General features: G+C 46.0%; 25 protein-coding genes. 14 read left to right on the top strand and 11 right to left on the bottom strand.

Annotation, left to right across the window (positions count from 1 at the left end; genetic code table 11):
• Positions 1-52 precede the first annotated feature (52 nt).
• Together ASG33_RS00745 and murB are read right to left on the bottom strand one after the other, a co-directional pair.
• A complete protein-coding gene (locus ASG33_RS00745; RefSeq protein ID WP_056279322.1) occupies positions 53-1,282 on the bottom strand; it encodes a hypothetical protein in 1,230 nt (409 codons plus the stop codon).
• A gap of 3 nt (positions 1,283-1,285) precedes the next feature.
• Positions 1,286-2,302 carry a UDP-N-acetylmuramate dehydrogenase gene (gene murB, locus ASG33_RS00740; protein ID WP_056279320.1) on the bottom strand — a complete coding sequence of 339 codons (1,017 nt, stop codon included), beginning with the start codon at positions 2,300-2,302 and terminating at the stop codon, positions 1,286-1,288.
• Positions 2,303-2,412: 110 nt separating this feature from the next.
• Here murB and ASG33_RS00735 point away from each other — a divergent pair, with 110 nt between their 5' ends.
• A complete protein-coding gene (locus tag ASG33_RS00735) occupies positions 2,413-2,979 on the top strand; it encodes an SPOR domain-containing protein (protein ID WP_200942709.1) in 567 nt (188 codons plus the stop codon).
• A gap of 55 nt (positions 2,980-3,034) precedes the next feature.
• A complete protein-coding gene (gene gmd, locus ASG33_RS00730) occupies positions 3,035-4,147 on the top strand; it encodes a GDP-mannose 4,6-dehydratase (protein ID WP_056279318.1) in 1,113 nt (370 codons plus the stop codon).
• A gap of 70 nt (positions 4,148-4,217) precedes the next feature.
• On the opposite strand, the gene ASG33_RS00725 is transcribed toward gmd, so the two are convergent.
• Positions 4,218-4,691, bottom strand: a complete 474-nt coding sequence (locus tag ASG33_RS00725) for a thioredoxin fold domain-containing protein (RefSeq protein ID WP_056279317.1) — start codon at positions 4,689-4,691, stop codon at positions 4,218-4,220.
• 152 nt (positions 4,692-4,843) lie between these two features.
• On the opposite strand from ASG33_RS00725, the gene yihA reads away from it, so the two are divergent.
• From yihA to ASG33_RS00700, 5 genes are all read left to right on the top strand, one after another.
• Positions 4,844-5,455, top strand: coding sequence for a ribosome biogenesis GTP-binding protein YihA/YsxC (gene yihA / locus ASG33_RS00720; protein ID WP_056279315.1), 612 nt, complete (start codon positions 4,844-4,846; stop codon positions 5,453-5,455).
• Positions 5,456-5,549: 94 nt separating this feature from the next.
• Positions 5,550-6,086, top strand: coding sequence for a DUF5606 domain-containing protein (locus ASG33_RS00715; protein ID WP_082489048.1), 537 nt, complete (start codon positions 5,550-5,552; stop codon positions 6,084-6,086).
• 70 nt (positions 6,087-6,156) lie between these two features.
• Positions 6,157-6,816, top strand: coding sequence for a deoxyribose-phosphate aldolase (gene deoC / locus ASG33_RS00710; protein ID WP_056279313.1), 660 nt, complete (start codon positions 6,157-6,159; stop codon positions 6,814-6,816).
• Positions 6,813-7,937 (top strand): glycosyltransferase, encoded by a 1,125-nt coding sequence (locus ASG33_RS00705; RefSeq protein WP_056279311.1) that lies wholly within the window; start codon positions 6,813-6,815, stop codon positions 7,935-7,937. The genes deoC and ASG33_RS00705 overlap by 4 nt, the downstream gene beginning before the upstream one ends.
• 129 nt (positions 7,938-8,066) lie before the next feature.
• Positions 8,067-9,011, top strand: a complete 945-nt coding sequence (locus tag ASG33_RS00700; RefSeq protein WP_056279310.1) for a 3-oxoacyl-ACP synthase III family protein — start codon at positions 8,067-8,069, stop codon at positions 9,009-9,011.
• Between the two features lie 73 nt (positions 9,012-9,084).
• Here the strand turns inward: ASG33_RS00700 and ASG33_RS00695 are convergent, their stop codons facing one another.
• Positions 9,085-11,079: a M1 family metallopeptidase gene (locus tag ASG33_RS00695; protein ID WP_056279306.1), complete on the bottom strand. Its 1,995-nt coding sequence runs from the start codon at positions 11,077-11,079 to the stop codon at positions 9,085-9,087.
• A 134-nt stretch (positions 11,080-11,213) separates the two neighbouring features.
• Here ASG33_RS00695 and meaB point away from each other — a divergent pair, with 134 nt between their 5' ends.
• Positions 11,214-12,200 (top strand): methylmalonyl Co-A mutase-associated GTPase MeaB, encoded by a 987-nt coding sequence (gene meaB, locus ASG33_RS00690; protein ID WP_056279304.1) that lies wholly within the window; start codon positions 11,214-11,216, stop codon positions 12,198-12,200.
• 104 nt (positions 12,201-12,304) lie between these two features.
• Positions 12,305-12,787: a lipocalin family protein gene (locus ASG33_RS00685; protein ID WP_056279302.1), complete on the top strand. Its 483-nt coding sequence runs from the start codon at positions 12,305-12,307 to the stop codon at positions 12,785-12,787.
• 50 nt (positions 12,788-12,837) lie between these two features.
• On the opposite strand, the gene ASG33_RS00680 is transcribed toward ASG33_RS00685, so the two are convergent.
• Positions 12,838-13,272, bottom strand: a complete 435-nt coding sequence (locus tag ASG33_RS00680) for a DUF4440 domain-containing protein (protein WP_056283066.1) — start codon at positions 13,270-13,272, stop codon at positions 12,838-12,840.
• A gap of 225 nt (positions 13,273-13,497) precedes the next feature.
• Between ASG33_RS00680 and ASG33_RS00675 the strand changes: the two genes are divergently transcribed.
• Both ASG33_RS00675 and ASG33_RS00670 read left to right on the top strand, forming a co-directional pair.
• Positions 13,498-14,373: a diacylglycerol kinase family protein gene (locus tag ASG33_RS00675; RefSeq protein ID WP_056279301.1), complete on the top strand. Its 876-nt coding sequence runs from the start codon at positions 13,498-13,500 to the stop codon at positions 14,371-14,373.
• 33 nt (positions 14,374-14,406) lie between these two features.
• Positions 14,407-14,739 (top strand): translation initiation factor, encoded by a 333-nt coding sequence (locus ASG33_RS00670; RefSeq protein ID WP_056279299.1) that lies wholly within the window; start codon positions 14,407-14,409, stop codon positions 14,737-14,739.
• A gap of 12 nt (positions 14,740-14,751) precedes the next feature.
• Here ASG33_RS00670 and ASG33_RS00665 read toward each other — a convergent pair whose 3' ends face one another.
• Both ASG33_RS00665 and ASG33_RS00660 read right to left on the bottom strand, forming a co-directional pair.
• Positions 14,752-15,204 carry a hypothetical protein gene (locus tag ASG33_RS00665; RefSeq protein ID WP_056279297.1) on the bottom strand — a complete coding sequence of 151 codons (453 nt, stop codon included), beginning with the start codon at positions 15,202-15,204 and terminating at the stop codon, positions 14,752-14,754.
• A gap of 61 nt (positions 15,205-15,265) precedes the next feature.
• The gene (locus tag ASG33_RS00660; RefSeq protein WP_056279294.1) at positions 15,266-16,507 is read right to left on the bottom strand and encodes an ABC transporter permease; all 1,242 of its coding nucleotides are present in this window, start codon (positions 16,505-16,507) and stop codon (positions 15,266-15,268) included.
• A 128-nt stretch (positions 16,508-16,635) separates the two neighbouring features.
• Here ASG33_RS00660 and ggt point away from each other — a divergent pair, with 128 nt between their 5' ends.
• Together ggt and ASG33_RS00650 are read left to right on the top strand one after the other, a co-directional pair.
• On the top strand, positions 16,636-18,402 hold the full coding sequence (ggt, locus tag ASG33_RS00655) for a gamma-glutamyltransferase (RefSeq protein ID WP_056279293.1): 1,767 nt from the start codon (positions 16,636-16,638) through the stop codon (positions 18,400-18,402).
• 110 nt (positions 18,403-18,512) lie between these two features.
• Positions 18,513-19,862, top strand: coding sequence for a hypothetical protein (locus ASG33_RS00650; RefSeq protein ID WP_056279292.1), 1,350 nt, complete (start codon positions 18,513-18,515; stop codon positions 19,860-19,862).
• A 4-nt stretch (positions 19,863-19,866) separates the two neighbouring features.
• On the opposite strand, the gene ASG33_RS00645 is transcribed toward ASG33_RS00650, so the two are convergent.
• On the bottom strand, positions 19,867-20,373 hold the full coding sequence (locus tag ASG33_RS00645) for a cupin domain-containing protein (protein WP_056279291.1): 507 nt from the start codon (positions 20,371-20,373) through the stop codon (positions 19,867-19,869).
• Positions 20,374-20,504: 131 nt separating this feature from the next.
• Here ASG33_RS00645 and nudK point away from each other — a divergent pair, with 131 nt between their 5' ends.
• Positions 20,505-21,101, top strand: coding sequence for a GDP-mannose pyrophosphatase NudK (nudK, locus tag ASG33_RS00640; protein WP_056279290.1), 597 nt, complete (start codon positions 20,505-20,507; stop codon positions 21,099-21,101).
• 50 nt (positions 21,102-21,151) lie between these two features.
• Here the strand turns inward: nudK and ASG33_RS00635 are convergent, their stop codons facing one another.
• The 3 genes from ASG33_RS00635 to ASG33_RS00625 form a co-directional block, all read right to left on the bottom strand.
• Complete coding sequence (locus ASG33_RS00635) at positions 21,152-21,487, bottom strand: YtxH domain-containing protein (protein ID WP_056279288.1); 336 nt, start codon at positions 21,485-21,487, stop codon at positions 21,152-21,154.
• A 127-nt stretch (positions 21,488-21,614) separates the two neighbouring features.
• Positions 21,615-22,346 (bottom strand): SIMPL domain-containing protein, encoded by a 732-nt coding sequence (locus tag ASG33_RS00630; RefSeq protein ID WP_056283063.1) that lies wholly within the window; start codon positions 22,344-22,346, stop codon positions 21,615-21,617.
• A 192-nt stretch (positions 22,347-22,538) separates the two neighbouring features.
• Positions 22,539-22,973, bottom strand: a complete 435-nt coding sequence (locus ASG33_RS00625) for a MarR family winged helix-turn-helix transcriptional regulator (RefSeq protein ID WP_056279286.1) — start codon at positions 22,971-22,973, stop codon at positions 22,539-22,541.
• Between the last annotated feature and the right edge of the window lie 133 nt (positions 22,974-23,106).

The raw sequence follows: 23,106 nt of genomic DNA, 5'->3' as shown, positions 1-23,106 counted from the left end.
ACTTTTAAATTCAAAAGCTTGATTTTACACCTCAATTGATATAAATATATCCCTAATATTTTGCATTTACTGCTTCTGCTTTTTCTTCTACTTTTTCGGTCAGCGACCATTGTTCGTCAAACATAGCCAGGAACCACAAAGCCATAATTACCGGTAACGAATATTTATCCCACGACAACTGCGCCTTACCAAGCAGCAACACATTGAAGGCAACCATCCAGCTCGCAAGATTGAATCTGGGGGAGAAAAAACGCATTAAAGTAACTAACGCTAAAAGTCCGAAAATGACCTGTTTAATCAGTCCGCTTATCCCGATCGTCATCAATAACTGATCAATGTAACCCAGATAAGGCCACGTGAAATAGGGATTATAGGCTTGTTTGGCAGGTGAAAAGATGATCACGGCCGCGAGTAACGCGACGAATGCGGCGAACAGCTTGGGATAAAGTGACGGAAACTTAAACAGGTAGCCCAGCTTTCTGGTAAAAATCAATTCGGGGATCACGTGATAAACGGCGATGACCACCGATGCATACATCAGATAACCAAAATTGTACTGCGCGATCTTATCCGAATCGTAGTGCTGGTCGGCCATAACGGCAGCAGGGGCCGGCCCCTTCCAGAGCAGAACCCACGGCACGATACTCAAAACCGCAATTCCGTACCAAAGCCACGTTTTATCTTCCCACGCATTCCTGATCAGCAATGCGGGTTTAGTTGATTTTTTCAAATGATTAAACAGCTCGTAAGCCACCACCGCAGCCGGAAACGCGAGCATATACTGCCTGCAACAAACAGCTGCCGCAAACAGCAGCATCCCGGCCCAGTGTACACGTTTGATATAAGCGACGATGCCAGCGAGTACAAAAAACATCGCAAAAATGTCCGTGTAGTAATAAACGCTGACCAGATAGTAGTTTGGAAAAAGCAGCAGTCCGCCCAGGCAGAGCCAGAAGCGTTTGCTTTTCTGAGGACTGTTCCATACAAAGAGCATTAACAGACCGAAGCTGAAAACGAATGTTAGCAAACGCAGGGCCTGAATGCTTTCGCCAAAAAGACTCACAACCCACCCGCCGAGAATAAAAGGAATGGGCGTATTAAGCTCATTGTAGCTTTTCAGCAGATCAATGGAAGGGATGGGTTCGGGACTGAAATAAACGGCTGTCGGCAGGTAATGGAACTCATCCTGATAAAGCGATACCGTAAACCGTTGCTTCAAAAAGAAGACTGCAATAAAAAGAATAACAAGAAACAGCGTCGCGTTGCGCTTTTTTGAATTCATATATCAAATGAAATTTACCTCCGCCTTTAAACTGATCCCGAATTTGGACAGAATGGATTCCTGAATTGACTCAGATAATAACTTGATTTCGTTTCCGGTACCGCCTCCGTAATTCACGAGTACCAGCGCCTGCTTTTCATGTACACCGATGTTCCCTTTCCGGTAGCCTTTCCAGCCTGCTTTTTCGATCAGCCAGCCAGCGGGCACTTTCACGGTGTTTTCATCAACAGGATAACCCGGTATTTCAGGATATGTCTTTTTCAGATCGTCATATTGTGCCGCAGGAATTTCGGGGTTTTTAAAGAAGCTTCCCGCATTTCCGATCTGCGCCGGATCGGGTAATTTGCTTTTCCTGATCCGCATAATCGCTTCACTTACGTCGCTGATCGTTGGAACTGTAACTTCCATTTCAGCCAGTGTTTTCTGGACGTCGCCGTAACCAATGTTCAGCACAGGGTTTTTGGACAAAACAAAGGTGACGCCTGTAATTACGAAGCGGCCGCTAGCCTCCTTTTTAAAAATACTTTCACGATAGCCGAATTTGCATTCCGCATTTGAAAATATGTGCAGTGCGCCGGTTTCAACCTCGACAGCCTCCACCGATTCAATCACATTTTTAACCTCTACACCGTACGCGCCAATATTTTGCATGGGCGCAGCGCCTATACTGCCAGGGATCAAAGAGAGGTTTTCAACACCACCATAACCGCTTCTCACGCAGTGTAATACAAACTCATGCCAGCTTTCACCACTACCTGCTTTCAGCCAGATCTGACTGTCAGTCTCCTTTATTTTATCAATTCCAGTGAGTTTCGGATGAATTACAAGCGCGTCAATATCCTGTGTTAAAAGGATGTTGCTGCCTCCGCCTAAAATAAATTTCGGCGTTTTTTTCCATTCCGGATTGGTCAGGATTTCGGTTAATTCCGTTAGAGATGTAATTTCAACAAAAAAGCACGCCGTCGATTCCAGCCCAAAGGTATTATAATGTCGGAGCGGAAAATTGGATTGAATTTGCATTGGTATTGTGAATTGTATTGGTAAAGTTAGGTATTACAATCAAAACTAAGTGGTATGCCGATTCATCCTTTTTTATTATGTTTGTTAGTTAAGTTACCGTTTTCAGAGATATGAAGCTGAAAAAGAATTCCTTATTGGCGCTGCAGATTGGCATGATCATCTTATCAGCCTGTAGTAAAAAGTCGGTAGTCAGCTCGTCCAGCTCGGAGTACAGAGAAGACCTTTCGGCAGTGCGCCCGAGGTATGAATATGTAGAACCTGTATTTGACAAAGCCGTCACAGAAACAGCTCCGAAGGCGGGCACAGCGCCGAAAACGGATGTGGACAAGCCGCTTTACGTTAACAAAAAGCTGGATACAGTTCTGGATACGCTGGCTAAACACAACAAGTCGATCAGGTATATCAATGGATATCGCATTCAGCTGTATGTTGGTAATGTGCGGCAGGAAGCTGACGGCGCAAAGTCTTATATATACCAGGCATTTCCAGATCTGAACCCTTACGTTTCCTACTCTCAACCTACTTACCGCGTTAAAGCAGGTGACTTCATGTATCGCAGCGATGCAGAACAGTACCTCGACCTGATTAAAGAACAATATGCCTCGGCCGTTATTTTGCCCGACCGTGTCGATATAAAAAGAAGCTTGAACGTAAATCCCTCAGCAGAAAACAATTAATCAAATTACCAGTAATAATTTAATCGTAATCTCACTCGATATACTAGACGTCTAAATGAAAAAGGCATTGATTACCGGGATAACCGGGCAGGATGGCTCTTATCTGGCCGAGCTCTTACTGAGCAAAGGATATGAAGTACACGGCATTAAGCGCCGTAGCTCTTTGTTCAATACGCAGCGGATCGACCATATTTATGAAGATCCACACGAGAAAAATGTGCGTTTCCATCTTCACTATGGTGATCTGAGTGATTCTACCAACATCATCCGGATCATTCAGGAAGTTCAGCCTGACGAAATTTATAACCTGGGCGCTATGTCGCACGTACAGGTAAGTTTTGAAGAGCCTGAGTACACTGCCAATGTGGACGGTATCGGTACTTTGCGGATCCTGGAAGCGGTTCGTTTGCTGGGATTGACTAAAAAGACCAAGATTTACCAGGCTTCTACCTCAGAGCTTTACGGTTTGGTGCAGGCTGTTCCACAATCGGAAACGACTCCTTTTTATCCACGCTCGCCATACGCAGTTGCGAAACTGTACGGTTACTGGATTACAGTTAACTACCGCGAAGCTTACGATATGTTTGCAGTGAACGGGATTTTGTTCAACCACGAATCTCCATTGAGAGGTGAAACTTTCGTGACGCGTAAAATCACCCGCGCAGTTGCACGTATCGCATTGGGCTTGCAGGACAAAGTGTACCTGGGTAACCTGGACGCACAACGGGACTGGGGCCACGCCAAAGATTTCGTTGAAGCGATGTGGCTGATCCTGCAACAGGATACCCCCGAGGACTTTGTAATTGCAACGGGTATCACCACCCGCATTCGCGAATTCGTGAAAATGGCTTTTGACGAAGTAGGTATCGAAGTTGCATTTACAGGCGAAGGTGTAGACGAGATCGCGACCGTTGTTGCATGCAACAACCCTGATTTCCAGATCGAAGTTGGCAAAGAAGTAGTAGCTGTTGATCCAAGATATTTCCGTCCTACCGAAGTGGAATTATTGATTGGTGATCCAACGAAATCAATGACAAAACTGGGCTGGAAACCTAAGTATGACCTGAAAGCACTGGTTAATGATATGGTTGCAGCTGACGTGACCCTGTTCAAAAAAGACAGGTTGCTCGAAAGCAGCGGTCACCGTGTTCCAAACTATTACGAATAAGAATAGCAGAAATAGAAAAAGCCCCGGAGCAACTCATTTGCTTCCGGGGCTTTCGCTTTATATACTGTTATTAGACTGTCCTCTTTTTCGCAGTTGGCTTTTTCAACGATTTCCCCGTTTTGATCAGGTCTTCTGCGCTAGTGTAGCCTAATACCTTTTTCACCACTTTTCCATTTGGATTGATAAAAAACAAAGTTGGGTAACCTTCGATCGGGTATTTGCCAGCCAGCTTTGGACCTTCGCCACTCTCCATGTCAAACTTCACATTGATGAAATTTTCATTGAAAACTTCGGCTACATCTGCCCTTGTAAAAACATTTTTCTGAAGCAACTTACACGGTCCGCACCAGGTAGTATATGCGTCAAAAAAAATGATCTTGTTTTCAGCCTTTGCTTTTTTCAGGATGGAAGCCCAGGATCCTTCAACAAATTGAATGCCTTTTTCCGCTTCTTTTACTTTCTTATCTCCATTTCCGGCAGTGGCCACAGAAAACGACAAAGCCATTACAGCGATCAGCAGACCTAATTTCTTTAAATTTCTCATTACTTGCTTGATAGTTATACTTATATCCTAATAACGAAAATAACGTGTAATCTTGTTTTTCACAATCCCTTGTTAAACATACGATTAAGCTTTTACAATGGATTTGCGGGGCAAAAAAGATAACTTCGCAGCTTCATTAACATTAATTCCTTATGAAAGTTCAGGATGCCAGGTACGTAATGAGCAATTCAGATTATCTGAAATGTCCCTCCCCTGAATTGCCTGAGTACGCATTCATCGGCCGCTCCAACGTAGGCAAATCTTCGCTGATCAATATGCTTACAGGTAAGAAAGCGCTGGCGAAAACCTCGCAGCAACCAGGAAAAACGCAGCTGATCAATCATTTTATCATCAATGAGACCTGGTACCTCGTCGATTTGCCTGGTTATGGTTATGCCAAAGTCAGCAAATCGGAGCGGGATAAATGGGAGAAGATGATCAACGATTATCTGTACAACCGCCAAAACCTGATCTGCACATTTGTATTGATCGACGTACGGCACAGCGCAATGGCCGTCGATCTGGAATTTATGTCGCAGCTGGGAGAAGCCGGCATTCCATTTCATATCATTTTTACAAAAGCAGATAAGCTCAAACCGGCGCAGGTAGCGAAACAGGTGGAGGCATATACCGCTAAACTGGCTGAACTCTGGGAAGAAATACCGCCGATGTTTGTGACCTCGGCTGAAAAAAACGAAGGCCGGGATGCTGTTCTGAAAGCAATACAAACTTACAACGACGCGTTTCAGAATACACAGCCTTAGCAAGTTGTTTGGCGAAGTATCTTTCCGTTATTTTGCGGAAAACTTGCCGGTCAGTAAACCGCATTCAAATCAGAAATAACAAATAACAAAAAGGATGAGTGAAAAAGTAGAGTCTACAGGAATGGAGCTGTTAAAGGAAATAGCAAATGTTTCAGGTAAAGGCGGACTGTTCCGTATTCTCAAACCCAGCCGCGCCGGCGTGATTGTTGAAAGCCTGGATGAAAAGCGCGAGAAAACGCTGATCGGGCCCACTGCGAGAGTTTCTGTGTTGAAAGACGTGTCTATTTTTACAGACGGAGAGGAGGAATCAGCTCCGCTTGAAGACGTATTTACCAAAATTCGCGAAGTACATGGCGAACAGGTGGACTTGTCTATCAAAACTGCCTCGGACAAAGAGCTGATTGAGTTCCTGAACAAGATCCTGCCTGATTTTGATCGTTCAAAAGTATATGTATCTGATATCAAAAAGATCATTACGTGGTACAACCTGCTGTCTAAGCATTTACCGGAGCTTTTTGTAGTGACAGAAACAGAAGCAGCCAGTGAACCCGAAGCGGCAGCCGAAGAAGCTGGTGCGGAGTCGGAGGACGAAGGCAAGAAAACTGCTAAAAAAGAAAAAAGCAAAGCTTAGTCAAGCCTGATAATATCCGAAAACCCTGTCTTATGGCGGGGTTTTTATTTTTTCATCTTGTACCAAATACATGAACGCACTCTGCTCCCGCATTGATCACACACTGCTGAGTCCTGTCGCAACTGAAACCGATATTCGCAAGATATGCGAAGAGGCGTGGACGTTCCAGTTCAAAGCGATTTGTGTGGCACCCACCTATGTGCCTTACGTGGTTGAAATGATGGAGTTTTGTCCTATCAGGATTGAGCTTGCGACTGTCATCGGTTTTCCAATGGGCTACTCCGCCACGGAAGCCAAACTCGCAGAAGCACAGATTGCATTGGATCAGGGAGCTACCGAGCTGGACGTGGTCATGAACCTGTCGCGATTTAAATCAATGGCTTACCTGAGTGTGCGGCAGGAGCTGACACAACTGGCCCAGCTGGCTCACAGCAAAAATGCATTGATCAAGATCATTATCGAAACTGCCTACCTCGATTCATTCGAGCTTTACACAGTTTCTGAAATCTGTGCCGAGGCGGGGGCCGATTATGTAAAAACCTCTACCGGGTTTGCTCCCAAAGGTGCCGACGTGGAAGTAGTCAGAACCCTCCGCACGATCCTTCCCAAAGAGGTCAAAATCAAAGCTTCCGGCGGCATCCGCACAGCTGAACAAGCCCTTGCATTGATAGAGGCCGGTGCGGATCGCATTGGTACCTCGGCGGGAGTAGCCATTGTCGGCCAGCAATGAAACGGGTTTTGCTACTGAGCACGGTACATCCGCCGACCGACCCGCGCATTATGTACAAAATAGCGCCTGCGCTGGCGGCGCATTACGAGGTGATATGTGCTTTGCCGAAGGTCAGGCAACAAAAGGCATTTAGAACCATTTCCCTGCCTTTTTTCAAAAAACTCTGGTCAAGATTACTGGTAACCTACCCGGTTGTGTTCTGGAAATGCTTCCGGCTGAAACCCGACATTCTGCACATTTTTGTTCCTGAGCTTATACCGGCTGCTTTCGTGTTCAAATGGCTGGGAGCCAAGGTCATTTATGAAGTTCAGGAAAATCTCTATCAGAAATTCAGTATAAAGAAATACAACAATGCGAGGATCTATCAGCTGTTCTTCCGGTATTTCGACAAGCTGGCGCGCAGGCAATTCTTCCTGATTTTTACTGAACAAGCATATCTCGGTACTTACCGCAAATTGAGGTATCCCTATGCTGTGATTCAAAACTTTGCGCGGATCCCGGAGCCTGAACTTTGCAGATCCACTCAAAAATCTACCTCAGCAAATCCCGAGTTCTTATATGTTGGTGTGATTTCCCTGGAAAGATGCATTGATGTTATCATGCTGGCTTTTGCGAGATTGAAAATCCGCTACCCGCACTTTAAAGCTCACTTTTTCGGACCGTTGCGGCTGGATCAGAATGTACTTGAAGCATTGCCGGGGTTTGACCAGGTACGCGACAATGTGGTTTTTTACGGGTATACCGACCAGCAGACTGCCTTCCAATGTGCCTCGCGCTGTGTAGCCGGGATTGCCCTGCTCAAACCAGTTGCCGACTACCCGGATTCTTATACAACCAAGTTGTTTGAATACATGGCGCATAGCCTGCCGGTGGTCACTTCCGACTTTCCCTTGTACAAGTCCATTGTAGAACCTTCTCAATGCGGATTTTGTATTTCTCCTTACGACGACGCGGAGCTGTCTGACAAGCTGGTGTTACTGGCAGAAAATGAACCGCAGCGAGCGCAGATGGGGAAGAATGGTAAGATTTGCGTTGAAAATTTTTATAATTGGAAGCACGAAACACAAAAACTGCTGTCTTTTTACGTAGATATATCAGATACAAAAAAAGATCGCGGTTGAACCATCTGGTTATTATGATTTTATAAATTTACTATTGAATTGTTCAAATATTTAGTACTACGATTTCTATGAAATATTTAACTTTCGGAATCAAAAAGAATCGTAGTTTGCGGAGTCAACTTCTCAATCATGTATATTAATACAGTCAGTCATTATTTGCCAAGCGAAGTTATTGGTAATGAATATTTTACAAATCTCAACAACCTGTCCAACGAATGGATTGTAGAACGGACCGGAATCTCAGAAAGACGTAAGGCATCAGCGGAAGAGAATACTTCCACCATGGCAATTAAAGCGGTTGAATCACTACTTGAAAATATTCCTTACAGCAAGAACGAAATAGACCTTATTATCGGCGCTACTTATACGCCTTACGATACCATTGTTACGCTTGCCCATGCAGTACAGCACCAGCTGCAAATCCCGGATATTCCGGTGGTGAGCATTTCATCCGCCTGCTCCTCGCTGCTTAATGCAATCGAGATCGTGGAAGGTTACTTTGCATTGGGCAAAGCGTCCAAAGCATTGGTCGTCGTTTCAGACCATAATACTGCCTATTACAATGAAATGGATACGGTTTCCGGTCATTTATGGGGCGATGGAGCGTCGGCACTGCTGATTTCCAAAGAGCGCCAGACCGATTCGGATATGCATATCAAAAAGATCATCACAGGCGGAGCAGCTACCAGTGGAAAAGCGATTGAAGCAGTAGTACTCAGGCCCAATGATCGCGGCGTCATTATGCCATTTGGCCGCGATGTGTTCCAGAATGCGTGTATTTATATGCCAAAGGTGAGTCAGCAGGTACTGCATGCTTGCGGACTTACGATTGACGATCTTGATTACCTGATTCCGCATCAGGCCAATCACCGGATCAGCCTCAATGTGATCAATACACTCGGCATTCCGGTCGACAAGCTGATTTCCAACATCCAATATCTGGGAAATACCGGCTGCGCAGGCTGCGCGATTGCGTTATCTGAAAACAAGGATAAGTTTAAAAAAGGAGAAAATATCGTGGTTACCGTTTTCGGAGGAGGTTACTCTTACGGAGCAATGCTGGTTACAATTTAACAGCAGGACATTAAAAAAGCCTTCCGACGGAACACACAGTTCAATCGGAAGGCTTTTCCTTTTTGCAAACTTATCAGTTTACCTCCGGCTCGGCAAACATCTGAGGTTTCCAAGTATTGTTGGACGGATTAATATCCGGCAATGCATGTTCCGGATCAATCGTTACCGAACGAATTGGCTGCTGGGTTGGTGCCTTGAAAGTCCAGGTCCCGCCTCTCTGCCAGATTTCAACAGGCAGTTCAATCCGCGTTTTCTTGCCACTTACTTCTTCAATGTCAATCTTCGCTGGCATTGCCCACTGGTCCAGGTTTTCAATTGTGATAAATGAGCCGCGCTGCGGGTTTTGCTCCACGTAGCTTACGCTTTTCACACTCTGATCAAGCTTGTAATTCTCGAAGAACCAGCCTTTCCAGAACCAGCCCAGGTCCTCGCCCGCTGCATCTTCCATTGTACGGAAGAAATCATAAGGAGTCGGATGCTTAAATGCCCATCTCTGCACATATACTTTAAATGCATAATCAAACCGTTCCTTGCCCAAAACCTGCTCACGCAGCATTTTAAGACCTAAACCTGGTTTCAGGTAAGCTTCCCAACCCAGGTTTTGCGCCTGAACTACATCAGGGATAGTCATGATAGGGTCGGCTTTCTGTCTGTAAATAAGGGGCGCCAGTTGGTGCAGATCATTCATCTGCGTCGTTTTGTATTCGCCATTGTTAAAGTTGTCGCTGGACAGGAAGTTGATGAATGTGTTGAAACCTTCGTCCATCCACGCGTATTTACGCTCATTGTTACCCACGATCATCGGGAACCAGTTGTGGCCGAATTCGTGATCTGTTACTCCCCAAAGATCATCCTTGCGACTTTTGCTGCTGCAAAACACGATACCCGGATACTCCATTCCGCCAACGATACCGCCCACATTGGTAGCCACCGGGTAGGTATATTCATGAATATAGCTCGAATAAAACTCGATACAGCCTTTTACGTATTCGGTTGAGCGGCCCCATCCGTCTAGCCCGCCGTCCTCAGCAGGATATACCGATTGCGCCAATGCAGTCTTTCCTTTTGGTAAATTCATCCTCGCAGCATCCCACACAAATGCTTTTGAAGTGGCCCAGGCAATATCACGCGCCTGCAAACAACGGAAGCGCCAGGTAAGCATACCTGATTGTTTCGGCCTTGTAGCAGGATTTGAAACCTCTTCTGCCGACCGGATCATCACAGTCTGGTCGCTTTTAGCTGCATTCGCCAGCCTGGTTCTTTGCTCTGAGGTAAGTACTTCACCCGGGTTCAGCAGCTCGCCCGAACCCACCACGATATGGTCCCAGGGCACAGTTACATTATATTCAAAATCGCCGTATTCCAGGTAAAATTCACCCGCACCCAGGTAGGGCAACAGGTTCCAGCCTTCTATATCATCGAAAACAGCTACCCGCGGGTACCATTGTGCCATTTCATAGACGATACCATTTTTTGTTTCCAACGTTCCCATGCGGTCTGAACCGTACTCGGGAATTTTGAAGGCGTAAGCAATTTTGATTTTGATCACGTCGCCGTTTGCTTTCACCGGATTTTTCAGGCGGATCTGCATGCGTGTATCTGTGATTTTAAAATCGGCTTCAACAAACTTGTCTTTGCCTTGCTGAACAGTTACAGTGGTAATGGAATCTCCGCCATTGAAACCTGTGTTCCCGAATCTTCCGCCGGTCACCGGCGTTGTTCTGCCTCCTCTCGATTGCTCGCTGAATGCATTTTGATCCAGTTGAAGCCAGATAAATTCAAGGTTTTCGGGACTGTTGTTCTTGTAAGTCAGCTCTACATCCCCGCTCACTGTTCCTTTCGCCTCATCAAGCGTTACGTTGATTTTATAGTCGGCTTTGTTCTGCCAGTATTTAGGTCCCTGCGCGCCGCTGCCTGTGCGGTATTCGTTACCAGGCTGGAAATTAAACAGCGGGTGAAACAATACGTGTGCGTCATAAGCCCCTTTCCCAGCCTCCTGTGCACTTGCGCTAAAAAAGCCCAGACTGCTTAACACAAGCAAACCCAGACGAACCATCGAAATTTTCATTCTGATCAATATAATTGGAAAATATAGAATTGAAAACGACCAAGATACGCCTTTTCGCCTTTTCTCATATAAAAAGTTTAATTTTCGGCGACGAACGACATACCGCCTGCGAGGCAGTATTTTAATCAAAAACTATGCGGGAGCGCCTTTCTTCAGAAGCTTACGTCAACGGTATCCTGGCCGGTGACCGCATTATCCTGAGCCGCGCTATTACCGTCATTGAAAGCCGGCTGCAAGGCGACCGCGAACTGGCGCATTCCATTCTTCAAGGCATATTACCTCACTCAGGAAATGCATTGCGCGTAGGGATCACAGGCGTACCCGGCGTAGGAAAGAGTACGCTGATCGAGGCGCTCGGCACACACCTTACCTCTCTTGGAAAACGTGTGGCGGTGCTTACAGTAGACCCCACAAGCTCAAAGACCGGCGGCAGTATCCTGGGCGATAAGACCCGAATGGAAGAGCTGGTCAGAAATCCGCTTGCATTTATCCGGCCGTCTGCAACGGGCTTGTCGCTCGGTGGCGTTGCTCGAAATACCCGTGAGGCTATGATGCTGTGTGAGGCGGCCGGTTATGATATAATCCTGGTGGAAACGGTCGGTGTGGGACAATCGGAAACGCTCGTGAAAGGAATGACAGACTTTTTCCTGCTGCTTACATTGCCCGGCGCCGGTGACGAGTTACAGGGGATCAAAAAGGGGATTATGGAAATGGTCGACGCCATTGTGGTCAACAAGGCAGATGCAAATCATGCACAGCAAACGGAAACCGCCATTTCTGATTATCAGAATGCATTGCATTTAATGCCCCCGGCAAGCTCCGGTGTTCCGGTAAAGGTCATGTCGTGCTCGGCAATTGAAAACAAAGGCATTGCAGAGATCTGGAATCTAATCGCTGAGTTTGAAAATACCACGCGGCTCAGCGGATACTTTGAAAAAAGCCGCGCATTGCAACAAATAGACTGGATGCATGAAATGATCCGGCAGCTGCTGGAAGATAGTTTTTACGAAAACAATAAGGTCAAAACCCGGTTACCAAGCCTTGAAGCGGCTGTCAAAGAAGGGAATTTACTTCCTGCCAGCGCGGCAAAAGAGCTGATCGCATTATGGTTGAAGCAGTAATTCTTCCGCTTCACCGCTAAAAGTTTTTCGCCGGAAGCATTTTTAAGGTAGGTTTGAACGTTAAACTTACCATTTCCCAACTGATCACATTAATTCCAAAATCCATGAAAATCACTCATTACGCAACCAGGTCTCTCTATGCGATGCTGCTCGCGATGGCTTTGATAGTAGCTGCCTGTAAAGACGACAAAGAGCCCGATGCCGAGCCGCTCGATAATAATCCGATTGTAGGTACCTGGCAGCTGACTGCGATTACTCCCGAGCCGGGCGCTCCTCCTATTGGAAACATTGAGCAGATCAAGGCGGTAGTTCCGTGTATTTTCGAGATGAAATTGACCTTCAATGCCAACAACACCATCGCAACGGCTGATTGCCCGGTGGCGGTAACTGCAATAGGTACGCTCGTTCCCGTAGGTACCAATGCCAAATGGAAGGTAAATGGCGATAAACTTACATTGACTGAGGGAAGTAACTCGGAAGAATTCAAGATCACGCAAACACAAACAGACCTGACTGTGGTGGTGAACACAAACACAGATACCACCAAGCCTCCTGTGAATGCATTGCTTATTTTCAAAAGAGTATAGGCGACCGATATCTAACAAGAAAGCCGGGCATCAACCCGGCTTTCTTGTTTTTAGCCACTGGTATGATCGCAGATGATCAGCCATTTCCCCTTTATTTTCTTGAAAAGTAAAGTGTAGTGTCCTTCCAGATCGCCTTTTTCTGGTCGGGTCAAATGGAATTTACCTACAACAAATGCTACACCCGGGCCTGGAAAGGAGAAATTCAGGAATGTAAATTTCAGCTTTCCCATTGTTGCATTGTCGGGATAACTCTTCATATAGCGCTCGTAGGTTGCTTTGTACCCGTAAGTAATACCTGCTTTTCCCACAAACATCAGCGAGTCAGAATTCCAGTATCCATTCATGAAGGATTTGATATTTCCCTGATTCCAGTCCGCCTCCTGCTGCCGGAGTATCGCCAGCACTTCTTCCTTGTCCTTGTCCGACTGGGCGAATGCGAAGGTGCAGGTAGCAAGCAGGATGAGGGTAAAAAGCCAGTTTCTCATATTTTTTGCAGATTTTTGTAAAACAGTCATTCGGTCTTCCAATATAATGAAAGATTTGATTGGCCGGGACTAACAGCATTTACACGACAGTAATTCGCAGGAATGGGAAAGTTCAATGATCTTTTCAGCAAGATTGACAGGCAGAAATATCCGTTTATCGATGGTATTTACTACCTGTTCATTATCGTTTTTCTACTCATACTTTTCTTATTCTTCGCCTGATCAGTGGCTCGCTCCTTTCTCTTTATCCTCAATCCAAACTCGGGTACTTCAACCGGCAAAAGAACTGACTTCATTACTTCCCGCATTCAGTCTATCGCGGACAAAAATGATTGTAATGCAGAAATTCTTTTTACCGAAGGCCGGGCGCATGCTACGCAGCTTGTGAAAGAACACGTTAACCGGCAGGATTGGGCTGGTATTGTGGCAGTGGGGGGAGATGGTACCATTAACGAAATCGCGCAGCCGCTTGTAGGTAGCAAAACGCCGGTTGGTATCATTCCGCTGGGTTCGGGAAACGGGCTGGCCAGGCATTTAGGGATTCCGATTTCGCTGGACCAATCGCTGTACAAGCTTTTTTCGGGCAAGCAGGTTACAATAGATACGGCAACACTCAACGACATTCCCTTCTTCTGCACGGCGGGGATGGGCTTTGACGCGTACGTTGGTCACCTTTTCAGTCAGCAGAAAGTGCGCGGACTGGCTACTTATGTCAATGTTTCGTTCCGCTCCTACTGGCATTACAAGCCGCAGAGCTTCAAGCTGAATGGTGTAAAGACCAATGCATTCTCCATCTCGTTTGCCAATGCAGGTCAGTTTGGAAATAATGCCTGGGTAGCTCCGCAGGCTAACTTGCAGGATGGAATGCTCGATATCTGCACGATCAAACCTTTTCCAAAATGGTATGGTACTTCGCTCGCATACCAGCTTTTTACCAAACAAATGAAGGCGTCGCGTTTTATCGATTATCAAAGTGCAACGCACGCCGTGATCGAGACCGAAGCGCCGCCGCTGATCCACTACGATGGCGAGCCCCTGCAGCTAACAACTGCGCGCATTGAAGTCAGTATCAAACCTGAAAGTCTGCGCGTGATTGTTTAAATTCACATTACAAACAGGAATACAGTTTTAAAAATGTCAAAAAAGAACCGCTCCGGGATCATCTATTCAACCAATCCCGATTTCGAGTTTAATGATGCCGACGATGAAGCTGAGACTTTGCCGCCGAATCAGCAGGACCTGCGGGTTTGGCTGGAAAGAAAGGGCGGGGGAAAGGTAAGTACGGTGATAAAAGGTTATACAGGCAAAGTATCGGACCTGGAAGCTTTGGGCAAGCTGCTCAAAAACCTCTGCGGAAGCGGCGGGACAGTAAAGGACCACGAAGTGCAGATCCAGGGCGACCACCGCGACAAGGTAATCACCTGGCTGACCAGCAAAGGATATAAAGCAAAAAAAGCCGGAGGCTAGTCCGGCTTTGCATTAAAGTACTTCGTTGGTATCGATTTCAGTAGGCGAAGGCAGCGGTTCCGTCTGCGGCTGATTGTCTGGCAAAGCAGGTCTCGAGCCGCCCAGCACCTCAACATTCGTCACAAAATATTTGGTATCCCCATTCCAGGGAAGCGTAAAAAATTTCTCTTCGTAGGTCAGCGACACGCGGTGACCATTTTTGATCGCTTCTTCGAGTTTTGCAATCGCATCCTTATTCTTCCCGCTTACAGAAAAGACCCATTCCGACGAGTTCATTGTTCCGTCGCCCTCGTAAAGCCCGCCCATTCTAAGTTCGCCTTCATAAGTTTTGAACAAATATCCTTTGTTGCTGAGCTTGGTAATAAAACCGCCCCTTTTGCCTTCGCTGTAATATCCGAACGTGAGATAGTATAAGATTCCAAAGATAATCGCGAGAAAAATCGCGAATATGACCCATTTACGCATAAGTGTGAAATTCAGTGTTTATGATGAAAGCTAACTTCGGAAAACGGTTTGATTTTTCCTATTATTTCGCGCGGATTGCAATAACGGGGTCCATTCTGGCGGCAAGCATCGCGGGAATGATCCCTGAAAGCACGCCGATAACACTGGATACGGTAAGCCCGAGCAGGATATTACCCGGTGTAAGCAGGATTTCCAGCGAACCCATTGGTACAAAAGACATCAGGTAAACCAGGAATATCCCTACCAATCCGCCTACCAGACTGAGCATAACCGCCTCAAAAAGAAACTGAAAAAGAATGGAATAGTTTTTCGCGCCAAGTGATTTCTGGATACCGATCAGATTTGTCCTTTCTTTTACCGAAACAAACATGATGTTTGCAATCCCGAAGCCTCCTACCAGAATGGAGAAGCTGCCTATCACCCAGCCCGCGATCGTTAACACAGCGAACAAGCCGGCAATTGCCTGTGCTGCCGCCTCGGGACGATTGAGTGAGAAGTTGTTTCCTTCACGGGGCTTTATACCGCGTTTGGTGCGCATTAAGCCGGTTATCTCAGCTTCGACTTCCTGCATTCCCTCATCTTCCGGGAAGCCTTTGACAACTATATCAGCACTCCTGCGGCCTGACTGGAATAACTTTGAAAATGCAGTAAAAGGGATAATGCAGTTCTTATCGGGACTACCGCCAAAATCGACCAGACTCTCTCCTTTTTTCACCTGTACCCCAACAATCGTGAATTTATTACCGGCCAACTTGAAAGGTTTCCCGATCGCATCCTGTCCCGGATACAAGGCAGAGGCGATATCCGCACCTACCACGGCGACATTCCTTGCATTGCTTGTTTCCAGCGGAATGAAGTAGCGGCCTGTCGCGATCGGAATTTCGGAGATCTGATTGTACTCGAAGGAAACGCCCTGGATTTGAGCTGTGATGCTGTTTGAGCCGTTTTTAAGAGTTGTATTTCCCTTGAAATCCATCACGGCAACTGCGCTGGCACTTTCGAGGTTTTCGTATAGATATTTGTATTCGGCATAAGTGGGCTCCGGCCACTGAAAGTATTTCCACCATTGATATTCACCTCCAAAACCCCAGGGCCATTTTTGAACATAAATCACTTTATCGCCAATGAAACTCATGCTGTCCTTGATGCTTCTTTCCAAGGAATCAACAATGGTAAAGACGGCAACAATGGCGAAAATGCCGACTGTAACACCGAGCAGGGAAAGGATTGTGCGCGTAATATTAGACTTTAGCGCTTGCCAGGCAAATCTGAGACTTTCTAAAACCTGTCGTAAAAATTTCATAATCACAGTCGGGACATATTCAATTCAAAAGTTAACGGTTAAGCCTCTGATCCTGAAATAAATTGTTACAAAAGGTAAGAAAAACGGTCTGATTTGATATCTTACAACACTAACCTTACACTCCTGTTATGCAAAAACACTACACATTCTTCATTATTTTCTGTTGCATTCCGTGGCTTGCATCTGCCCAGAAACCTGTTCAGGAATCCACCGGCTTTTACCAGTTCCTTTCCGACGATCCAAATCAAAAACCTTATTTCAGCGACAGGCAGGGTGTTTTCGCCAAAAATGGCATGGTTGCATCCGCACATCCCGAAGCTTCAAAGGTGGGAGTTGAGATATTGAAAGCAGGAGGAAATGCGGTTGATGCGGCAGTGGCTGTGCAGTTTGCATTGGCGGTCGTGCACCCTTCCGCAGGTAACCTCGGCGGCGGTGGATTTCTGGTGCTGCGCGACAAGAGCGGGAAGAGTTACAGCATCGATTTTCGTGAAAAAGCGCCGGCAAAAGGGCACGCAGATATGTACCTCGACAAAGACGGAAACATCATTCCAAAAGCAAGTACTCTGGGCCGACTTGCTTCCGGTGTGCCGGGATCCGTAGCGGGAATGACAGAAGTGCATGCAAAACATGGTAAACTTTCATGGAAGCAGGTTTTACAGCCCGCAATAGACCTGGCGATGAATGGCGTGGTGCAGACAGAGCGGGAAGCACGTGGATTAAATGCAGTGCGAAAAGATGTCGAAACGCTCAATCCAGGTACCGGCTACTTTATTCATCCGGGCGGAAAGGAATGGGCTGCGGGCGATATTCTTGTTCAGAAGGATCTGGGAAAGGTTTTGAAAAGGATCCAGAAAAAAGGGCGTGATGGTTTTTACAAAGGCAAAACAGCCCGGCTGCTTGTCAAAGACATAAACCGGAATGGGGAAGGGATAATCAGCAAAAAAGACCTTGCTGACTATAATGCGGAATGGAGGGAAACCATAGCTGAGAGCTATAAACACTATAGAGTGATCACCATGGCGCCGCCTTCGAGTGGCGGAATTGCACTGGTGCAGTTAATGCGCCTTACCGAACAGTTTCCGTTAAGGAAATGGGGCTGGCATGCTGATTCAACCATTCAGGTGATGATTGAAGCCGAAAGGCGCGTTTATGCTGACAGGGCCAAGTTCCTGGGTGATCCCGATTTCGTGAAAGTGCCGCAGGAGACGCTGATGAACAAAGCATACCTGGCTGGTCGCTGGGCAGATTTCAACTGGAATAAAGCAACCGACAGCAAGGATATTCAAGGCGGTACTTTTCCGGGATATGAAAGTCTGGAAACCACGCATTTTTCGGTTGTGGACAAAGAGGGAAACGCAGTTTCGCTCACTACTACATTGAATGGAGGTTACGGGAGCCGCGTTGTAATCAAAGGCGCCGGATTTTTCATGAACAATGAAATGGACGATTTCAGTATCAAAGCCGGTGCGCCGAATATGTACGGACTTATTGGAAATAAAGCCAATGCAATTTCGCCAGGTAAGCGAATGCTTTCCTCCATGACGCCGACTATCCTCGAAAAAGATGGTAAGCTTTTCATGGTGGTAGGTACTCCCGGAGGTTCGACCATCATTACTTCTGTGTACCAGACCGTTTTGAACGTGCTCGAACATGGAATGACAATGCAGCAATCGGTGAATGCATTGAAATTTCACCATCAGTGGCTTCCCGACAAGACAACATTTGAAGCCAATGCATTTTCAGAAGGAGCAATCAAAAAGTTACAGGATAAAGGATATATTCTTGAACAACAAAGAAATACAATCGGCCGCATGGACTGCATTCTTGTCTTACCCGACGGAACGCTTGAAGGCGGCTCGGATCCCCGGGGCGACGATACAAGCGTCGGGTACTGATGGAATGCGGGCGGACGGGCTTATAGATTGTTGATGATTAATTGCAATTTGTCTGCAATAAGACTTAAATTCGGATGAACAGAGTAACCATTTGTTTATTCGAATTTGCCATGAAAAAGTCCATTTACCTGATACTTCTGCTAGTCGCACTTATTTCAGGGTGTAAGAAAGATAAAGACCCGGAAGTTGGTCCAAAGCCTGAGCCGCAAGCCGAAAATCCGACGAAAGCAGGAGAATTCCTGAAAGGTCTGAATGTAACAGGTGCACAGCAAATCACTTTTGATTCTACTTCCAACAGCTATATGGTGAGCCTGCCCGACACTTACAGCGAGCAGCAGGCCGAAGTTAAATTGTCGCTGCATTCGAACATCGGACTGGTAAACCAGAACGGTGAAATTACCAAAGACAGTATTATCAGGTTCACATACCAGGGAGCCGGTCCGTTGATGTTTGAGCTGCGCGAAAAAGCCAATCGCGGCACCTTCTTCTTCAATGTATATTTTAATTTCTCCGGAAAACCCAATATTACCCTGCTTAGTAAAGAATTGCCCATCAATGCGCAGGGTATCAACTTCCCGCTTCGGTTTGAGGCCAAAGTGGGCAGTATTCCTTCCAGTCCAAACCAGGCCGGACCTATTTTAAGAGTTGTCAATCCAAAAACTGGCTTTTCGACGGAAACAGTCGTGTATAATATAGAAGGTCGGATTGGATTGGAGAAGACAGAAGCGCTGCTTACCTCTGATCCGTACAGGCTGGAAATTTTGTTTTATAATCAGGAACCGGTGGTTTTTGAAGGAATCAAATTCATCCGCGACACGCCGATAGTTACTGTTTGGCCGACTTATAAATTTCAGTATACAAGGAAAGATACCGTTGCTGCCACGGGCGGAATATTTATCCCGGAAGGAAAGTATACTGTGACTTTTTCAAGCGACTTTCTTGAAAAACCAGTGACCGCCGCAATGCGGGTGAATGACCATTCCAAGATCTCGCTTGACAAGATCCCGGCCAATTTAGAGGAGGGTGTGTACCTGCTTTCGTTTTATGAAAAGGACAAACTGATTGGCAAGAACAGTGTTTATGTAGGCAACTTCGAAACGAACTGTCTGGAAACAATTTGGAAAGGGAGTATCGAAAAAACGCATGAGCGAAATACTTTACCTCTTTCTCTTAACAGAGGTGACGAATTCTACACCAAATCCCAGCCACTCGATTACGGATCAGGAAATACCAATTTTGATGTAAACAGGCTTCCCCGACTTCGCCTGAAATCGGCGGCCAAAACGGTTGATCTTGCTCCTGAACTTGTCGTTTATTACTGGGGAATAGCTGGTGTGAGTTATCCCCTGGGCAAATACAAGCTCCCGGCTGATCTGCCTGTGGGGAAATATACGGTTACCGGTGTTTATACTAACCGGTACGAATCGAAACCTTACTGGTCAAAAATGGAAGTTAAATAGCAGCTTAAATCCTGGTCAGCTCAGCAATGATTGTCTGGAATTCGGGATACTCGGCTTGTAATGCCGCTCTGTCTGCCATTTCAAAGTCCCTGAAATCAAAGCCGGGCGCGACTGTACAGCCGACCAGCGAATAGGAACTTCCGGCAGCCGGGCGCGAGCCGAACCAGGCTCCCGCCGGAACTACTGCCTGAAAAGTCTCTCCATTTTCGGGATCACTTCCCAATCTGATGATCTGAAGTTTCCCGGTTATTGGGTCAATTACAAATATCTCCAAAGCGTCACCTGCATAAAAATGCCACATTTCGTCCGATTTGATCCGGTGAAATGCGGAAAAATGATGCGCATCCAGGAGGAAATAAATGCCTGTACTCGCCGCTCTTTCCCCACCAAATCGAGGCGGCAGTGCCTCCGAACTGATTACATCTTTCGCACGGTAAGTTTCTGCATAGAACCCGCCTTCCGGGTGTGGTTGCAGCTGGTATTTCTCAACCCAATATTCAAGAGACTTCATAGTAGTTACAGTAAGCAGCTCCTAAACTAGGTTGAAAGCTGATAGCTGCCAAATAATCAATCACATTTGTCAGTATTGATCAATTCATCTACTTTTGATCATTATTAATCAATTTTAATCAAAACTGTTCAATGGAGAATCCACGCATAAGGTTGGTCAATGAAGAGATACTGTCTGATAACTGGTACACATTGCGTAAGTATACATTTGATTATCAGGGTAACAACGGCCAATGGGAGCGGCAAAGCCGGGAGGCTTATGATCGGGGGAATGGGGCTACCATTCTGCTGTACAACACTGATAAACAAACAGTTATCCTTACCAATCAATTCCGGCTCCCGACATACACGAATGGAAATGCATCAGGAATGCTCATAGAAGCGTGTGCAGGCTTGCTCGATAAAGACAATCCCGAAGATTGCATTATCAGGGAGACAGAGGAAGAGACCGGCTACAAGCTCAGTTCCGTGCGCAAAATATTTGAAGCCTATATGTCGCCAGGATCGGTAACTGAAATTCTGTACTTTTTTGTAGGCGAATATTCCGAAGAAATGAAAGTGAGTGAAGGTGGCGGCGCCGACGGCGAGCAGGAGAACATTGAAGTAATGGAAATCCCGTTTGCAGAGGCACTCTCCATGATTTCACGTGGCGAGATAAAGGATGCAAAAACCATCATGCTGATCCAGTATGCGCAGATTAACCACCTTTTAAAAAACAATGCAGCTTGAAACCGACGTAACGCCGGTTTCAAGCTGCATTTCAATATACTATCCTGCTCCTACGAAATGGGATCGGGAATAGGTGTGTTCGCGGGAGTGGCTGTGGTGGTGGAAGTTTCTTTGTTCCCGACGAATTTTTCGTAAAGATCTTTCAGAAACGACTCCACGTCAGGGAAATTTCCCTTGAGCGATTCAGCTCCTTTGCTTTTCAGCTCTTCAAAGTACTCGGGAGCTTTATCAATTGCGCCCTCGGCCTCTGCTTTGAGACTATTCGCTTTGGTTTTAAGATCTTCCAAAAGCTTTTCTCCATCTTCGGATTGAAGATACTTGTGTGCTGCAACCCCTGCTGCGGCGCCAAGAATAAATGTGGCCAGATGTTTTGAATTGATGCCCATGATTTCCAGTTACTTAGTTTAGCTTTAAGTTAAATAACCATTTCTAAATTTCCCGGGAGACCTGCTCCGGTGGTGAGTTACCACCAAAAAATTATGCCTGCAAAAAGCAGGCATAATTCAGAAGGATTTATTTAATTTCAAATGCCGCCTGCATCCGGTAGCTGATCTTGATTTTCTGATACTGTACATCGCTCTGGGTAACTGCATCGGCCGACTCGGCTGAGAATGCGCGTACATTGGCCTTTGCAAACATCGGCTGAGGGAAGTACAGGTTTTCATCCAGCTCTTTAATTTCCAACACACGGCCCAGTTTCTGATCCAGTGACGCAAGCAGGTATTCAGCCTTTGCTTTGGCTGCTTTCAATGCATCGATCTTTACCTGCTTCTTAAATTCCTCTTTTTTGGAATGGTCCACGCGGGAAACATTCGCATAATTAACCCCGCGGCTCTCCACTTTTGACATGATAATATCGAGTTTCTCCGCACTGCTCACTTTCAGCTCATATTGCTTGCTTTCGAGGAAAGTGGCAGGCTTTTTCTTTTTATCAACATAATCCTGGTAACCGCCTACCCCGCTGATCGACAGACTTTCTTTCGGCAAACCTGCGTCGGCTATTGCTTTCACAAGCTGCTTTTCCAAAGTACTGATAACCACTTTATCCTTCTGGTTTTTTTCATCTGCATAGTACTCACGCAGCGAAATGTTAAAGTATATCTCATCCGGCACTACCTCGATTTCAGCGAAACCGGCCACTTCAATATTCGGTACCTGCATCAATTGTTCTGTTTTTACCTGTGAGAACGCTGGGGACAACATGGCTGCCGATAAGAGGAAGCTTGCTAAAAATGCTTTTTTCATGGCTTTAAAAAATAAAAATGAATTGAAAATGAACGCTGTAATACACACCATGCAAAGGTGTTTTGTATCTCAACGCAGTTTAGATGCTTTATTGTTGCTAAAGTTTAAAGGAATGTAGCATGGCTGTAAAATAAAAAATGGAAGATTGCCCTTGTGAGGATCATCTTCCATTTGATTTCGTTGTGGAAAGATTCAGGTAAAATTCTGGTAAATGGAGTCCATTATCCGCACAAAATGCTGATAATCTGAATCGTTAAGGCTGCCCCACCCTTTTCTCCTAATGTCCGCTACGATCGGAAAAGCCTGGTTGTAGATAGCCTGACCATTTTTTGTTAAAAAAAGGTTGAATTTCCTGCGATCACCTGCTGCCGGCCCGCGCTCCACCAACCCCTTTTTTTCAAGCAGATCGATGATCCTGGTGACAGTTGGCGGATCTTTGAAGGTCATTTCAGCGAGCTCGTTCTGGCTCACTCCCTGCTTCCTGAATATATGATCTATGAGCACCCATTGGTCCACTGTCAAATCGAAACCGGCTTCTGTCAGCTGCTTTTGCAAGGCGTTACGAATTTTTTTGATAGTCGTGTCTATCTTAAAAAAATAGGCACGATGATCGGAGTGATGTGTCATGTAGAGTACAAGTTGAAGTTTAGATATTGAGTATATCGGGTTATAAGTCTCCCCAACTATTCGTCTACTAATAATTGCAACGAAAATTGGCTGATCACAGGCAACTTTTCCTGTCAACCTTTCCGTTCGTACT

The sequence above is a fragment of the Dyadobacter sp. Leaf189 genome, assembly GCF_001424405.1.
GTDB lineage: Bacteria > Bacteroidota > Bacteroidia > Cytophagales > Spirosomataceae > Dyadobacter.
This window is presented reverse-complemented; position numbering and strand designations above follow the sequence as displayed.